Origin of the sequence: Colwellia sp. MT41, from assembly GCF_001444365.1 — a bacterium.
Classification (GTDB): domain Bacteria; phylum Pseudomonadota; class Gammaproteobacteria; order Enterobacterales; family Alteromonadaceae; genus Colwellia; species Colwellia marinimaniae.
This window is the reverse complement of sequence record NZ_CP013145.1, coordinates 4,048,289-4,064,269: the sequence shown is the minus strand read 5'-3', so window position 1 is coordinate 4,064,269 and position 15,981 is coordinate 4,048,289. Positions and strand designations below refer to the sequence as shown.

Genomic DNA, 15,981 nt, shown 5'->3' with positions numbered 1-15,981 from the left:
AGCAACCCATGTTTTCTATTTCTTCTGGCTGGCTAGCACAAGCACAACATTTCCCCTCGCCGTATTTTTCTCCGCGCGAATTAGCGGATGACATTAGTTTATTGGTTATCCATAATATTTCCCTGCCGGCAGGGCAGTTTGGTGGTAATTGCATCCATGATTTATTTCTTGGGCAATTAGATTGTAACGCCCATGCTAGTTTTAATGACTTGCAGGGGGTGGAAGTTTCCGCGCATTGTCTTATCCGCCGGGATGGTCGCATTAGCCAGTATGTATCTTTTGATGATAAGGCTTGGCATGCGGGAGCTTCTTCATTTAGAGCAAGGCCGCGCTGTAATGATTATTCTATTGGTATTGAATTAGAGGGCACAGATGATATTTGTTATACCGCAGAGCAGTACCAACAACTAATAGCGTTAACACTTTGTTTGCAAAATAAATTTCCTGGCATTATCATGAGTCATATCGTGGGTCATTGTGATATTGCCCCAGGTAGAAAAACCGATCCCGGGCCAGTATTTGATTGGCAATACTTTCGTCAGTGTTTAACTGAACAAGCGACAAGGAATAATATTTAGCATGAGTTTATTAAGTTTATTAATTGCACTGGCTGCAGAGCGTTCGTTATCTGCCAAAGTGTGGCGATTTAATTTTTATTATCAACACTATCTACATTTTTTTAGCAAAAACTTTACCGCTAAACAAGGTACGGTCGCGAGTGCGGTCTTCATTATCTTACCTGTTATGGCGACGTATTTTTTGCTTGAGCTAATTGATAACAGCGTCATGCAATTAGTTATCTCGACTTTGGTGCTTATTGTTTGTTTTGGTTGTACCACCACGAGAAAGAGTTATAAAAGCTACCTGCACTCAGCTTTTCGCGGTGAAGAAACGACCACGGCAATGCACCATCAGCAGTTATTATCGGACAAAAACTTACCTAATATGGGCTTTGGTCCAGCACTCATTTGGTTAAACTACCGTTATTACATTGCTATTATGCTGTATTTTACCGTGTTTGGTGCTGCTGGCGCGGTATTTTACCGTTTGTTGACTAGCGTTATTGAACATAAAAAATCTCAATGTATTGCCAGTGAAAATGAAAATAAAGCACAAGCAGAGGCTAACTCGGTAGCTAAAAGCGGCACTGAGCATGAGGCTCAACATGAAGGGAATGTTGCCCCTACTATTATCAATGGCTGTCAAAACCATCACGATGTACTTTATTGGCTAGATTGGGTACCTGTGCGAGTTGCCTCTTTTGGTTATATGTTTGTTGGTCACTTCTCTAAAGCTATGCCCGTTTGGTTAGACAGTTTATTTGATAGCCAAAAACCTACTCATCAAATTTTAATTGATGTTGCGCAAAAATCGGAAGACATTATAGTGAATGAGGACGACTGCACAGCTGAGCCTTGTTTATTAGTCAGACTAGCAAAACGTAATGTCTTACTGGTCCTTGCCGTTATTTCAATATTGACCTTAGCTGGCTTACTAAACTAAGTAAACAGCCTAAACCAATGGTCAGACCAATCGTCCTTCTTGCTTTAATGCGCTAAAATTAGACAGTAATTTATTACTTTAGCGCATTAAACCTTGCTTAAATCCTAGCCATAAACTAAATTTACTTGTCAAAAGTAGCTATATTTGCTACTTTATTACTCATAAATTAATTGGTCTTACCAATTTACCAAGAGTTTTTTAGGGGCTTTTGCCTAGACATTTCTCTTTAGTCTCGTGGAAATAATGAGTTAATTAACTTTTATGAATGCCAACCTAACGAAAAGAAATCAATGCTAGCATCAAAAAAAACTGGCCGAGTGAAGCCGCAGAAGTTGGCTGACATTATCTTAGCCCAGCTTGAAGCCATGATTATTGAAGGCAGTTTAAAGCCGGGTGAAAAATTATTACCCGAGCGTGAACTGGCTTTGCAGTTTGAAGTTTCAAGGCCATCATTACGTGAAGCAATACAGAAATTAGAGAGCAAAGGTTTAGTGACTCGCAAACAAGGTGGTGGCACCTTTGTCTGTAAAAATTTACTCAGCGGGTTTTCCGATCCCTTGTTTGAATTAATGTCTAATGATAATGAATCACAATTTGATTTATTAGAATTTCGTCATGGTATTGAAGGTATGGCCTCGTATTATGCTGCCATGCGTGGCACGCCAGCAGATTTTGAGCAAATTCAAATTAAGCACGATGACATTGGTACTAGCCAATTAGAAAATGATTTTCGCGTGGAAGCAGAAGCGGTGGTTGAATTTCATTTAGCTATTTGTGCCGCTTCACATAATGCGGTGATATTTCAACTTGCTCGCAGTATGTCTGCATTACTTGCTGATAATATTGCACAAAATTTAACAGTATTGGCAAAACGTCCGGATATCTTTAGCAAGATAACCGATTATAGAAAACGTTTGCTCAATGCTATTGTCAGTGGTCAGCCAAAAAAAGCTTGGGGTGCAAGTCATAGACACTTAGCTTTTATTGAAGAAATCCTGTTAAAACTTAGCCAGGAAAACAGCCGCATGGAACGCTCTATGCGCAGAATGTAGTCGCTAGAAGAAATTACGTATTTGTACTATGAATAATTAGAAAATTTAATTATAAACTTTTATAAAATAAGAAAGTATTGGAGACTAAACAATATGTCAGATCTACCAAATATCGATATTGATTCAGAAGAAACCCAAGAGTGGTTAGAGTCAATGGAGTCTGTATTAGAAAATGAAGGGCCAGAACGTGCTCATCAGTTATTAGAAGCTTTAATTGACCGCGCTCGTCGTGGTGGTACTCACTTACCATTTGATGCGACTACCGCTTATGTTAATACTATTCCACCTGGGCAAGAACCACATATGCCGGCGGATCAAACTATTGAATCACGTATCCGTGCCGCTATTCGTTGGAACGCATTAGTCTTAGTATTACGTGCCTCTAAAAAAGATTTAGATCTGGGCGGTCACATTGGTAGTTTTGCTTCTGCTTCAACGTTATACGATGTAGGTTTTAACCACTTCTTTAAAGCAGCCTCAGAAAAAGATGGCGGTGATTTTATTTTTGCCCAAGGTCATATTTCTCCCGGCATCTATGCACGTGCCTTTATGGAAGGCCGTTTAACTGAAGAGCAAATGAACAATTTCCGTCAAGAGTGTGATGGCAAAGGTTTACCTTCTTACCCACATCCACATTTGATGGATGACTTCTGGCAGTTCCCAACGGTTTCTATGGGCTTAGGTCCATTACAAGCTATTTACACCGCTCGTTTCTTAAAATACTTAACCGATCGTGGTATTAAAGATTGTTCAGGTCAACGTGTTTACTGTTTCCTTGGTGATGGTGAAACAGATGAACCAGAATCATTAGGTGCCATTGGTTTGGCGTCGCGCGAAAGCTTAGATAACCTAACCTTTATCGTTAACTGTAACTTACAACGTCTTGATGGTCCGGTACGTGGTAATGGTAAAATTATCCAAGAACTTGAAGGTACATTCCGTGGCGCAGGCTGGGAAGTAATAAAAGTTATTTGGGGTTCATACTGGGATCCACTGCTTGCCCGTGATACTTCGGGTAAATTATTGCAGTTAATGAATGAAACCGTTGATGGTGAATACCAAAACTGTAAAGCGAAAGGTGGTAAGTACACCCGCGAAAATTTCTTTAATAAGTACCCTGAAACTAAAGCTATGGTTGCTAATATGTCTGATCAAGACATCTGGCGTTTAAACCGTGGTGGTCATGACCCAGTGAAAGTTTATGCGGCTTATCAAAAAGCCATGGACACTAAAGGTCGTCCAACGGTTATTCTGGCGAAAACGGTGAAAGGTTTTGGTCTGGGTGCTTCGGGTGAAGCATTAAATATCGCTCATAATGTTAAGAAAATGGATCTGGAGTCAATTAAACATTATCGCGATCGTTTTAATATTCCGGTTAATGATGATGAGATTGCCGATTTACCGTTCTTTAAATTTACTGAAGACAGTGAAGAATATAAATACATGAAAGCCCGTCGTGAAGCCTTGGGTGGTTCATTACCAGTGCGTCGTAAGCAAGCGGAAGAAAGTTTAGAAATTCCACCGCTTAAAGTCTTTGATGCGATATTAAAAGGCTCAGGTGAGCGTGAAGTATCATCAACCATGACCTTTGTGCGAGTATTGAATGCCTTATTAAAAGATAAGAAAATTGGTAAACGTATCGTACCAATCATTCCTGATGAAGCACGTACCTTTGGTATGGAAGGCCTATTCCGTCAAGTGGGTATTTACGCTAACGAAGGGCAAAAATATATTCCTCAAGATGCGGATCAAGTTGCTTATTATCGTGAAGACAAAAAAGGTCAAGTATTACAAGAAGGTATTAACGAGTTAGGTGCTATGGCATCTTGGATCGCTGCAGGTACTTCTTATTCTACTTGTAATGTCGTCACTATTCCGTTCTACATCTACTACTCAATGTTTGGTTTTCAACGTGTTGGTGATTTAGCTTGGGCCGCAGGCGATAGCCAAACACGTGGTTTCTTATTAGGTGCTACTGCGGGTCGTACCACACTTAACGGTGAAGGTTTACAACATCAAGATGGTCATTCACATGTGCAAGCGGGTTTAATTCCTAACTGTGTCACTTATGATCCAACCTATGGTTATGAAATTGCGGTAATCATTCGTGAAGGTTTACGTCGTATGTACGAAGAAAATGAAAACATCTTCTTCTACTTAACTTTAATGAATGAAAACTATAAACATCCGGCCTTGCCAGAAAATAAAGAAGTTACTGAGCAAATCATTAAAGGTATTTACCAACTTGAGCAAGTTGCACCTAGCAAAGGTAAGAGCAAAGCTATAGCAAATGTACAGTTGATGGGTTCAGGTACTATTTTAGAAAAAGTACGTGAAGCGGCGCAAATCTTAGCGAACGATTATAATGTGTCTAGTGATGTATACTCGGTAACGTCTTTCAATGAACTGACCCGTGATGGTCAAGATGTATCGCGTTGGAATATGCTGCACCCAGAAAGTGAGCAACGTGTAGCTTATATCTCTAAAATTATTACTAAAGACGCGGGTCCTGCGATTGCTGCTACCGATTACATCAAAAACTATTCAGAGCAAGTTCGTGCATATATCAACACTGAATATCGTTGTTTAGGTACCGATGGTTTTGGTCGTAGTGATAGTCGCGCCAACTTACGTACTCACTTTGAAGTGAATGCCGCTTATATTGTTGTGGCGTCATTATTTGAATTGGCTAATCGTGGTGATATTAAACGTACAGTCGTTACTGAAGCAATTAAGCGCTTCAATATTGATACTGAAAAACTTAACCCACTTTACGCATAATTAGCATCTAGATAAGGAAAATATAATGTCTATTGAAAAAATCCTAGTCCCTGATGTTGGTGGCGATGAAGTTGAAATTATTGAAATTTGTGTTGCTGTCGGTGATAGCTTAGAAGCCGATGAAGGTATTATAACCGTAGAAACTGACAAAGCTTCTATGGATATTCCAGCGCCTTTTGCCGGTGAGCTATTAAGCTTGTCAGTAAGTGTTGGTGATAAAATCAAAGAAGGGGATCTTATTGCTGAGATGAAAAGTGCATCGGCTGCTACTCCTGCTGAAGAAGCGCCAGCTGCGCCCGTAGTGGCAACACCGGCGGCCGCACCTGCGCCCGTTGTTGACGCTGCTCCGATAGCCGCTACGCCAGCACCTTCAACAGTAGAAATAATTGATATCGCGGTACCAGATATTGGTGAAGACGGGACAGTTGAAGTCATTGATGTCTTGGTGAGTGTTGGTGATGTCATTGAAGAAGAAGATGGCTTGATCACGCTAGAAACCGATAAAGCTACTATGGATGTGCCATCAACCCATGCCGGTACGGTTAAAGAAGTATTTATTAGTAACGGTGACAAGGTTAAGCAAGGATCATTAGTAATCAAGCTTGAAACTGCTGGCAGTGAAGCCGCAGCTATTGTGGCTCCCGCTGTTGCAGCTGCTCCGGCACCTGCAGTAGCCGCGCCAACTGTTACCCCAACAACCGCACCTAAGGCTGCGCCAGTACCACATCACCCACAACTAGGTAATGTTAACAAAGGTAGTATTTACACCTCGCCGTCAATTCGCCGCTTGGCTCGCGAATTTGGCGTAGATTTAACCTTAGTTAAAGGCACAGGTCGTAAAAACCGCATCTTAAAAGACGATGTGCAATCATACGTTAAATATGAATTATCTCGCCCTAAAGCCAATGCGGGTAGCTCAGTTGCTGCTGGTGAAGGTGGTTTGCAAGTGGTTAGTGCCAGAGCGATAGATTTCTCTAAATTTGGTGACATTGAAACTAAGCCATTATCACGCATTCAGAAGATTTCTGGACCATTCTTACATCGCAACTGGGTAACTATTCCACATGTTACTCAATTTGATGAAGCTGATATCACTAACGTTGAAGCCTTCCGTAAAGAGCAAAACGTACTTTGTGAAAAACAAAAGCTTGGTTTTAAAATTACGCCGTTAGTCTTTGTTTTAAAAGCAGCCGCAAATGCGTTGCGCGCTTTCCCGACGTTTAATTCAAGCTTGAGTGAAGACGGTGAAAGCTTAATTCTTAAGAAGTACATCCACATTGGTATTGCCGTTGATACACCAAACGGTTTAGTTGTACCAGTAGTGCGTGATGTTGATCAAAAAGGTATTCACCAGTTATCGCGTGAATTACTTGAAATCAGCATGAAAGCACGTGATGGCAAGTTAAAGGCAACTGATATGCAAGGTGGTTGTTTCACCATTTCTAGCCTTGGCGGTATTGGTGGTACAGCGTTTACGCCAATCGTTAATGCCCCAGAGGTGGCTATTTTAGGTGTTTCTAAATCAGAAATGAAACCTAAGTGGAATGGTAAAGAATTTGAACCTAAGCTAATGTTACCATTATCAATGTCTTATGATCATCGTGTCATTGATGGTGCCTTGGCCGCACGCTTCACAGTACATCTTGCTGGTGTAATGTCTGACATTCGTAAATTGATATTGTAGGCGGGAATTTATTCGCGCTTTTATATCGACACCAAGCAATTAATATTGGCGAAGTTCAACACATAAGAGTAGAATTTCGCCATAAAATTTGAAATAGATAAAAAGGGAGTTCAATACGCCGTTAATTTATTTAACAGCAAGTTGAAAGCACGAAGTTGATGACCATCAATGAGTACTTTTAACGCAGCTATTAGAGAAAGGAACAAAGTGTTGAGCTAACCTTAACTAATAATGAGGATAAGCATGAGTAACGATATCAAAACTCAAGTAGTAATTTTAGGTGCCGGCCCTGGTGGCTATTCAGCAGCATTTCGCGCCGCTGATCTAGGCTTAGATGTAGTACTAGTAGAAAGCCGTAAAACATTAGGTGGCGTATGTTTAAATGTCGGTTGTATCCCTTCTAAAGCATTACTTCACGTAGCTAAAGTTATTGACGATGCCGCAGCTATGGCATCTCACGGTGTTACTTTTGGTAAGCCTGAAATCGATTTAGACAAAATTCGTAGCTGGAAAGACAGTGTCACTGCACAGCTTACCGGTGGTTTATCGGGTATGGCAAAAAGCCGTAAAGTAACCACAGTTTATGGTTACGGTAAATTTACTTCTGATAAAACTATTGTTGTAGAAGGCAACGATGGCGAAACAACCACTATTAGTTTTGATAATGCCATTATTGCGGCAGGTTCGTCAGTGGTTAACTTACCATTCATTCCAACTGATGACCCACGTGTTATTGATTCTACCGGTGCGTTAGAGCTTAAAGACGTACCAGCAGAAATGTTAGTATTGGGTGGCGGTATTATTGGCCTAGAAATGGGTACTGTATATAAGGCCTTAGGCTCTAACGTATCAGTGGTTGAATTTGCTGACCAATTAGTACCAGCGGCTGATAAAGATATTGTTAAAATTTACACCAACTACAACAAGAAAAAATTCAACATTATGTTGTCTACTAAAGTTGTCGCGGTTGAAGCAAAAGATGACGGTTTATACGTTACTTTTGAAGGTAAAAAAGCACCAAGCGACCCAGTACGTTACGACAAAATTTTAGTTGCTGTTGGCCGTAAGCCAAACGGTCACTTAGTTGCTGCTGATAAAGCCGGCGTAAATGTTGATGAGCGTGGTTTCATTAACGTTTCTAAAGAATTACGTACTAACGTACCGCACATCTTCGCTATCGGTGATGTTGTTGGTCAACCTATGCTTGCTCATAAAGCGGTTCATGAAGCACATGTAGCTGCTGAAGTTATTTCTGGCAAAAAACATACTTTTGAACCTCGTTGTATTCCTTCAATTGCTTATACTGATCCAGAAATGGCTTGGGTTGGCGTTACTGAAGCTGAAGCAAAAGAGCAAGGTTTAAATATCGAAGTTGCTAACTTCCCATGGGCTGCTTCTGGCCGTGCTATCGCTTCTGCACGTACTGAAGGTAAAACTAAGATGATCTTTGAAAAAGAAACAGGTCGTGTACTTGGTGGCGCTATTGTTGGCATCAATGCCGGTGAATTACTAGGTGAAATTTGTTTAGCGGTTGAAATGGGCGCTGATGCGGAAGATCTTGCCTTAACTATTCATGCTCACCCAACGTTAAATGAATCAATTGGCTTAGCGGCAGAAATCTTTGAAGGTTCAATCACTGATTTACCCAATGCTAAAGCAGCTAAAAAGAAAAAATAATATTGTTTAGCTTATAAAGATATTAATAATTTAAAAACCAGTTACTTGCCTCAAGTAACTGGTTTTTTTTAGGTTAAATTATTATTAAAACTTATCTTCCACGTAATAAAAACTAACAGGGATAGCTAAACAGCTGGCAAGAAATTCCTCTGCATGTATTTCACCTTGGCCTTGGTATTGCCAACCTAACGTTAGCGCTATTTGTGTGGGTCTAAAATTGCCATTATTACTTTGCTCTTCAGTAAAAGGGTACTTAACACCATTGCCTTGCATAAGCTTATTTTTAGTGAGCGGACTGTGTTCTAGTGTTGATAAATTATCTGCCCTTTTTGCAAAATCGACAAAAAAGGGCACTGATGCTTGGCAATAATCAAAACGCTTCTTTTTAGCCGCTAATAGGCTTTCTTCTTCAGTCATCAAACGTCGTTGATGACCTGCTGTGGGCTGTTCTTTGAGACTTATTTTTATTTTTTGGTAAAATATCGAGTATGGATTATCCATTAAGGCTAATTTAGTGTGCATCTCTGGCCAGGCCTGTAAAGCTAACTGTTTGTTAAATTCAGCGGTAACTTCAGCACTCATTTCATCTGTTATAGCCTTCGAGTTTGCCATAGAACTAAAAAATGTCACTATGCTCACTCCAGTGAAAGCTATAGCGCGAATATACTGCCAGTAAGTCTTTTTATTAGTTTTCATACTATTATTTTTCTTCTTATTGTTTGGTTTACCAGCAACAGCTTAATTTATTTTAACTGATTATCCTACTTTTATTATGACAGCTTTGCTCACTTGCTCAAAGAACACGGTAGAGCATCTATTTGAGCTAAAACAGCGACCATGGCTTATTACTGTGAGAGTCCCAGTTGCCAGTGCGATAAAGTCATTATTTAACGAGAAAATAACGGTAAAATACTTGAACTAGTTTAAGGTCATTCGTATTATACAAGTACGTTGTATACAATATGGTATTTTGAATGAAAGCTAGTTTGTTGTTTGTTATCCTTGGCATCACTTTTCTTACATCCAGTGTTTTAGCCAAACAGGCGCTAGAACCTTGGCAAGATCATCAAGTATTTGCCATCAATAAGTTGGCACCTCATGCGAGCTTTTTCCCCTTTAGCACAGTCAATGCGGCACTTGATGACAATAAAGAGCAAAGTGATAACTTTATTCTCCTCAATGGTCTGTGGCAATTTGACTGGCAACGCTCCCCTAAAAATAAACCGCAGGGCTTCGAACAAAAGGGTTTTGACGATGCTAACTGGTCACAAATTCCTGTGCCGGGTAATTGGGAAGTTGAAGGCTTTGGCTATCCGATCTATTTAGATGAACGCTTCCCTTTTAGCACCACATGGCCAGATGTGCCAAAAGAGTATAATCCTATTGGTTCATACCGAAAACCATTCACCTTACCTAAAAGTTGGCAAAATAAGCAGGTTATTTTACATATAGGTGCAGCTAAATCATCTTTAGATGTCTGGTTAAATGGTAAAAAAGTCGGTTTTAGTCAAGGCTCAAAAACACCAGCAGAATTTGATTTAACGCCGTATCTTGATGAGGGGGAAAACGTCTTAGCTTTACAAATACGCCGGTGGACGGATGCCAGCTACTTAGAAAGCCAAGATATGTTGCGTATATCAGGAATCGAACGTGATGTTTACCTGTATGTGCAAGAGCAACAGCATATTGTTGATTTTTATGCTAAACCAAAGTTAAGTAAAAATTTTAGCCAAGCAGAATTTAGTGTCACTGTCGATGTTAACAACCTGGCGAAAAGTAACAGCGGAAAATTAACGGTGGCTTATCAATTGCTAGATCCCAGTAATCACTTAAAGTCAGTTATTTCTGCGGAAAAAATAATTACCATTAACAGCGAGGGTAAACAACAAGTGAGTTTGTCAGGCTCCTTTGCCAAGCCAAGGTTATGGAATGCGGAAACACCTAATTTATATACTTTATTAATCACCTTAACCGATGAAAATGGTCGGGTGCTCACCGCGATTAAAGATGATATTGGCTTTCGTCATATTGAAATTATAAATAGTCAGCTAACGGTTAATGGCAAGGCTATTTATATTCGTGGTGTTGATAGACATGAGACCTCACCCAAACATGGTCATGTGGTAACTAAAGCCTTAATGGAGCAGGATATTAAATTGATGAAGCAATTTAATATCAATGCTGTCCGTTCAAGTCACTATCCGAATGACCCGTATTGGTATGATTTAACCGACAAATATGGCCTGTATGTTATCGATGAAGCTAATATAGAATCGCATCCATTAGCCATTAATGAAAAGACGCAACTGGGTAATGAAATGAGTTGGTTACCGGCACATTTAGATCGTACCAAGCGCATGTTTGAACGTGATAAAAACCATCCGTCTATTATTATCTGGTCTTTGGGTAATGAAGCGGGGGTAGGAAAAATTTTTTCAGCGACCTATAAGTGGCTAAAAGAGCATGATGATAGCCGCCTGGTGCAATATGAGCCAGCAGGTGAAGAGCACTACACCGATATATTTTCGCCTATGTATCCATCAATTGAGCGCTTAGAAAAATACGCCAAATCAAAGCCCCATCGCCCAGCTATTATGATTGAATATGCTCATGCCATGGGTAATTCAGTGGGTAATTTACAAGATTATTGGGATGTTATTGAAAAATATGATGTATTGCAAGGTGGTTTTATCTGGGATTGGGTTGATCAATCTTTAGAATACACTAATAGTAATGGCGTGAAATATTGGGCCTATGGTAAAGACTTTCATCCTTATTTACCCAGTGATGGTAATTTTCTTAATAATGGCTTAGTGAATCCTAACAGAGAGCCACATCCACATTTATTCGAGGTGAAAAAAGTATATCAGCCAGTGAAATTCACTGCCGAGGATTTAACTAAAGCTAGCTTTACTATCACTAACAAATTTGCTTTTAGTAATCTAAACCAATATGACTTGCAATGGTCGTTAACGGCGGATGGTGAATTGGTTGCTCAAGGTCAGCGTGCCATGGCTGATATTGCTGCCGGTAAAACTAAAGTAATGACGCTGAAAAAAGTATTGGCCCATTTACCTATGAGTAGTAATAAAGAGTACTTTTTAACGGTTAAAATGGTGGTAAATAAGCCGCAGCCATTATTAGATAGCGGTCATGAAGTTGCCTTTGAGCAATTTAAAATGCCAGTTAAATATCAGGCAACTAAGGTACAACTCGGTGCAGATAAAACACTAGAGCGTATTGATGCTAACGGTCAGTTAACACTATTTAATGATAACGTAGCGGTAGCATTCAGTCAGAAAACGGGCTGGTTAACCAAGTTTACTTATCAAGGAAAGTCATTAATATCGCCATTGGTTAAGCAACCGTTAAAGGTAAATTTTTGGCGGGCACCAACCGATAATGATCTAGGTAACGGTCTACAAAAAAGAGCGAAAATATGGCAACAGGCTGCGCATAGCTTACAGTTAGTTAAGCTATCGAGTATGACCGAGAATGCAAGTATCTTGGTTAAAGCGATATACTCGAGTGACTTATTTGTTGGTAGCTACCAAGTAAATTATCAAATATCAGCCAATGGACGAATACATGTGTCCAGCAAGCTAAATTTGGCCGATGAGCAAGAGTTAGCTGATATACCACGTATGGGAATGCAGCTGGTTATGCCGGGGGAGTTTCAATTTATTAGCTGGTTTGGACGTGGGCCACACGAAAACTACGCTGACAGAAAAACCTCTGCCGCTATTGGTTTATATCAAGCGGCAGTGAAAGAGCAAATTCACCATTACGCTAGACCCCAAGAAAATGCCAATAAAACAGACGTACGTTGGTTGGCAATGATAAGCCCTACGGGTGCTGGTTTATTAGCGGTAGGTGACAAGCCACTGAGCGTAAGTGCTTGGCCTTATTTACAACAAGACATTGACTTTGTTGACGGAAGGGACGGCAGCGCTTCCGCTTCAGGTCTAGTGCCAGTGACCAGTAAACATGGTGCAGAATTAATAATGCGTGACTTGGTGACTGTCAATATTGATGATAAACAAATGGGCGTCGGTGGTGATACTTCTTGGGGGCGACTAGTACATGCAGCCTACCGTATTCCTGCCAAAAGCTATCAGTATGGTTTTACCCTAGTGCCTTTTATTGATGAAAATGATTTAGCCAAGCTTGCTCGTAGCGTAGAGAAAAAATAATGTGGCAAGCAACCGCAGAAAGTTAAGAAAACACCCTAGTCGCCACTAGCTCTTATTTACTTTGGCGTTAACTTTACTTGCCATAGACTAGCTAGCTAGCTAAAGCGGTTAGCTGTGCTTTATGCTGAGTAATGTTAAAGCATTAACACTATAAGATTTTTTGTGCTTAACTAACTATTGGGTCGACGCTATTTTAGTTTTTTCATGAACAAATATGCCATTATTTTTATCATTGTTGTTATTTTTACTGTTGCTATAAAACCTAAACATTTAATAGCAGCAAGTGGTCAAGATAACGCCAGTCAAGGCCAGGTAACTCTTACTCTTGCTGCGGATAATTGGTGTCCATTTAATTGCCAGCCAAATTCAGAGTATCCAGGTTATATGATTGAAATTGCTCAGCAAGTGTTTGCTGAGCATAATATCAATATTAACTATCAAATCATTCCTTGGTCAAGAGCCTTGCAACTTTGTCGTGCAGGAATCATATCAGCAGTAGTTGGTGGTTATATATCCGATGCGCCAGATTTTATTTATCCATTGAATGAGCAGGGTTTGGTTGCTTTTAGTTTCTTTAGCTTAAAGCAAGGCCATTGGCGCTATCAAGGGCCGGCATCCTTGGATAACCAGCTGCTAGCAGTTGCCAATGCCTATACCGAGAGCCTAGATAACTATATAAAATTACATCAAGCCGATGCTACGCGCATTTATACCGCTTATGGCAATAAGCCATTAATTGAAAATATAACGCTACTGGAACAGGGCTTAATAGATGTGCTGGTCGAAACAGAAGCCGTATTTTGGTATACCAGTAAGCAATCTAACCGCCAGGAAAAGTTTAATATGGCAGGCCTTCTTGCTCCGGCTAAACCTGCTTATATTGCTTTTTCTCCTGCTATTGAAGCATCAACAGAGTATGCTGATATCTTGTCTAAGGGCATTGTTCGACTACGTACTAATGGTGAGTTAGCACGTATATTGGCTAAATATGGCTTAAGTGATTGGCAAGAGAGTCATTAGCTGGCAGTTTAGCGTGTTAATGCGCCAGGTCACTAGCCACATTTAAGTCATAAGCCACATATAGCAGGCCAAAAACACTAATAATGCGCCTAGTATTTTGCTAAATAATAGGCCATATGAAAATAGTTTTTCCAGGGCCACTATCAGCGTTAAGGCAATGATCCAGGGTAAACTCATCACGCCAAAAACCAAGAGCAAGGCCATTAACAGCCAGCAACAGCCAAGACAGTATTGACCATGGCTAAAGCCCATGTTTATGGCGCCATAAATTCCTTCTTGCCAAGAGGAGGTTAAAAATCCCAACGGTGAGCGACAATGATTTAAGCAGCGCTGTTTAATAGGTAACCATTGATACACTCCAGTAATTAAGAGTATTAAGCAGGTAAACTCAAGCTGTGCGCTGTTCATCATCGGAGTTAATAGGGCTAAATGATGTAACCACCATTGCAGCAAGGTAATCGCTAAACTATAGCCAAACCAAGCGAGTAAGTAGCCAACAATAAAATAAAAACTTGCCGCGTAAGGGGCATTGCGCGCCTTACGTTGATTATTAATTTTGTCAATTAAATACATTATCGGCAAGGCCGAAGGTAACATCATACCCGCCATCATGATGGCCCACATACTAAACAGCACAATGATATCGAGGTAACTCCATTGGGCAACAGGAGTCATGTTCATCGTCATTATAAAAAATAGGTAATACCAAGCAGCCAAAATAATGCTTAAAGCCGTGTACAGTGGCCAGTGTTTTATCAAATGAGTTGCTCGTAACCTGTGCAAGCTTGCCCTTATCACGATACTAGCTATTAGCCCAATTCACTTCGGCTTTGGCGGCAAAGCCACCGACATGCTCAAACGACAGCATATTATGTTTGATTGACATGGTTTTACTGGTGCCTATGATGCCATCATTCCAAAAGAAACCACCATCAGGGTAAGTTATATGGACATTTTGATCTTCGCCATTCATTGGATTTATCAAGGGTGTCTGTTCTACTGCAAGCACGTCAGCAATGCTAAAACTGGCGTGTTTATCATCCGTTTTCATGTCGATTTTTACTACTATGGGTCCTTCCATCTCCGAGAATGTCCCCGCTAACGCTTCAAAGGGCATGCCGCCAAACTGACCGGAAAAAATACCACCAATAGCAGCAACTTGTTCAGTAGATGCGGCAGAGTCGATAAATAACAAAGCTTTACCATCACCTTGATGAATCGCTTTTGGCCAAGCCGCAGCAAAAACAACTTTTATTCCGCTCAGATCTAAACTGTCTAAATGACCGTTTTTAACATAAAAACCAAGTAATGCTTCACAACTGCCGGACTCACTATCAGGAAAACCGGAGAACTGACAACCACAGCCGTGACTACAATTACAGCATTCAATTTGGTGCATAGCGAGCGACCAAACGTTTTCATTAGATTTTTCACTGGACATGAGAACCACCGTAAAAAGTTAATACACAAGTTGTTATTATAGTTTGTTTTTCGTGCAATTTCGTTTATGGATGTAGTAAAGTCATTGAGCTGAAGTACTTAGCCAAGAACGATTTATGCTAAGCTAACACTAACAACTCAATAAGAAGAAATGACTATGAACAGTTTAATGGTCAAGCTAATGTGTAAAAGTATCATACTGATGTCGGTTGTTTTTTTACTGCCAGGCTGTGCTACTAGCGCGAGTGATGTGCCTTTGGGGCAAGCGCAATCACAGTGGGATTTTGATCACCAGCTGCAATTTAAAAAAACTCAATTTGATGATAATCATTATCGGCTAGAAGTTATGCCAAATAATAAAGTCAGTTTTGAACGTTTATCTGCTTTTTTATTACGCCGTAGTTACTTAATTTGTGGTACTTATGGTTACAAGCTGGAGTTAATTACCGGGGTGGAAAGCTTTGATTATTCGCGCGCTTCGCCCAATTTAATTATGCCTAACTTAACCGCTAAGCTTGAGTGTCCATTAAGTAATTAATGCGTCCAAGCGGTAATAATATCTAGGCAAAAAAAGGAGGGTTACTTACTATAAGTAACCCTCCTGCTTTATTCTTTTGAGCTATTAAAATAG

General features: G+C 40.2%; 12 protein-coding genes. 9 read left to right on the top strand and 3 right to left on the bottom strand.

The genetic code is table 11. From position 1 onward, the window contains the following. Window positions 1-8: 8 nt before the first annotated feature. The 6 genes from ampD (at window position 9) to lpdA (ending at window position 8,697) form a co-directional block, all read left to right on the top strand. Window positions 9-578 (top strand): 1,6-anhydro-N-acetylmuramyl-L-alanine amidase AmpD, encoded by a 570-nt coding sequence (ampD, locus tag CMT41_RS17180; protein ID WP_057183081.1) that lies wholly within the window; start codon window positions 9-11, stop codon window positions 576-578. A 1-nt stretch (window position 579) separates the two neighbouring features. Next, window positions 580-1,503 carry a beta-lactamase regulator AmpE gene (gene ampE / locus CMT41_RS17175; RefSeq protein ID WP_057183079.1) on the top strand — a complete coding sequence of 308 codons (924 nt, stop codon included), beginning with the start codon at window positions 580-582 and terminating at the stop codon, window positions 1,501-1,503. 290 nt (window positions 1,504-1,793) lie between these two features. Next, a complete protein-coding gene (gene pdhR, locus CMT41_RS17170; RefSeq protein ID WP_057183077.1) occupies window positions 1,794-2,555 on the top strand; it encodes a pyruvate dehydrogenase complex transcriptional repressor PdhR in 762 nt (253 codons plus the stop codon). A gap of 93 nt (window positions 2,556-2,648) precedes the next feature. Then, window positions 2,649-5,336 carry a pyruvate dehydrogenase (acetyl-transferring), homodimeric type gene (gene aceE / locus CMT41_RS17165; RefSeq protein WP_057183075.1) on the top strand — a complete coding sequence of 896 codons (2,688 nt, stop codon included), beginning with the start codon at window positions 2,649-2,651 and terminating at the stop codon, window positions 5,334-5,336. A 25-nt stretch (window positions 5,337-5,361) separates the two neighbouring features. Further along, entirely contained in the window at window positions 5,362-7,020 is a 1,659-nt protein-coding gene (gene aceF, locus CMT41_RS17160) for a dihydrolipoyllysine-residue acetyltransferase (RefSeq protein WP_058027953.1), read from the top strand. Between the two features lie 243 nt (window positions 7,021-7,263). Then, window positions 7,264-8,697: a dihydrolipoyl dehydrogenase gene (lpdA, locus tag CMT41_RS17155; RefSeq protein WP_058027952.1), complete on the top strand. Its 1,434-nt coding sequence runs from the start codon at window positions 7,264-7,266 to the stop codon at window positions 8,695-8,697. A gap of 84 nt (window positions 8,698-8,781) precedes the next feature. Here the strand turns inward: lpdA and CMT41_RS17150 are convergent, their stop codons facing one another. After that, window positions 8,782-9,393 (bottom strand): hypothetical protein, encoded by a 612-nt coding sequence (locus CMT41_RS17150; RefSeq protein ID WP_058027951.1) that lies wholly within the window; start codon window positions 9,391-9,393, stop codon window positions 8,782-8,784. A 278-nt stretch (window positions 9,394-9,671) separates the two neighbouring features. On the opposite strand from CMT41_RS17150, the gene CMT41_RS17145 reads away from it, so the two are divergent. Both CMT41_RS17145 and CMT41_RS17140 read left to right on the top strand, forming a co-directional pair. Beyond that, on the top strand, window positions 9,672-12,890 hold the full coding sequence (locus CMT41_RS17145) for a glycoside hydrolase family 2 TIM barrel-domain containing protein (RefSeq protein ID WP_058027950.1): 3,219 nt from the start codon (window positions 9,672-9,674) through the stop codon (window positions 12,888-12,890). A gap of 204 nt (window positions 12,891-13,094) precedes the next feature. Beyond that, on the top strand, window positions 13,095-13,910 hold the full coding sequence (locus tag CMT41_RS17140) for a substrate-binding periplasmic protein (RefSeq protein WP_058027949.1): 816 nt from the start codon (window positions 13,095-13,097) through the stop codon (window positions 13,908-13,910). A gap of 42 nt (window positions 13,911-13,952) precedes the next feature. On the opposite strand, the gene CMT41_RS17135 is transcribed toward CMT41_RS17140, so the two are convergent. Then, window positions 13,953-14,585, bottom strand: a complete 633-nt coding sequence (locus tag CMT41_RS17135; protein WP_232299986.1) for a DUF2182 domain-containing protein — start codon at window positions 14,583-14,585, stop codon at window positions 13,953-13,955. Window positions 14,586-14,712: 127 nt separating this feature from the next. Continuing rightward, window positions 14,713-15,351: a DUF1326 domain-containing protein gene (locus CMT41_RS17130; protein WP_057183061.1), complete on the bottom strand. Its 639-nt coding sequence runs from the start codon at window positions 15,349-15,351 to the stop codon at window positions 14,713-14,715. A 156-nt stretch (window positions 15,352-15,507) separates the two neighbouring features. Between CMT41_RS17130 and CMT41_RS17125 the strand changes: the two genes are divergently transcribed. After that, window positions 15,508-15,888 (top strand): hypothetical protein, encoded by a 381-nt coding sequence (locus CMT41_RS17125; protein WP_083494318.1) that lies wholly within the window; start codon window positions 15,508-15,510, stop codon window positions 15,886-15,888. The last annotated feature ends 93 nt before the right edge of the window (window positions 15,889-15,981 follow it).

Excerpts from the sequence above, each read along its gene's own strand:
- CMT41_RS17135 (WP_232299986.1), bottom strand. The coding sequence starts at position 14,585 with ATGACTCCTGTTGCCCAATGGAGTTACCTCGATATCATTGTGCTGTTT.
- CMT41_RS17130 (WP_057183061.1), bottom strand. The coding sequence starts at position 15,351 with ATGTCCAGTGAAAAATCTAATGAAAACGTTTGGTCGCTCGCTATGCAC.
- pdhR (WP_057183077.1), top strand. The coding sequence starts at position 1,794 with ATGCTAGCATCAAAAAAAACTGGCCGAGTGAAGCCGCAGAAGTTGGCT.
- ampD (WP_057183081.1), top strand. The coding sequence starts at position 9 with ATGTTTTCTATTTCTTCTGGCTGGCTAGCACAAGCACAACATTTCCCC.
- CMT41_RS17150 (WP_058027951.1), bottom strand. The coding sequence starts at position 9,393 with ATGAAAACTAATAAAAAGACTTACTGGCAGTATATTCGCGCTATAGCT.
- ampE (WP_057183079.1), top strand. The coding sequence starts at position 580 with ATGAGTTTATTAAGTTTATTAATTGCACTGGCTGCAGAGCGTTCGTTA.
- CMT41_RS17140 (WP_058027949.1), top strand. The coding sequence starts at position 13,095 with ATGAACAAATATGCCATTATTTTTATCATTGTTGTTATTTTTACTGTT.
- aceE (WP_057183075.1), top strand. The coding sequence starts at position 2,649 with ATGTCAGATCTACCAAATATCGATATTGATTCAGAAGAAACCCAAGAG.
- CMT41_RS17125 (WP_083494318.1), top strand. The coding sequence starts at position 15,508 with ATGAACAGTTTAATGGTCAAGCTAATGTGTAAAAGTATCATACTGATG.
- aceF (WP_058027953.1), top strand. The coding sequence starts at position 5,362 with ATGTCTATTGAAAAAATCCTAGTCCCTGATGTTGGTGGCGATGAAGTT.
- lpdA (WP_058027952.1), top strand. The coding sequence starts at position 7,264 with ATGAGTAACGATATCAAAACTCAAGTAGTAATTTTAGGTGCCGGCCCT.
- CMT41_RS17145 (WP_058027950.1), top strand. The coding sequence starts at position 9,672 with ATGAAAGCTAGTTTGTTGTTTGTTATCCTTGGCATCACTTTTCTTACA.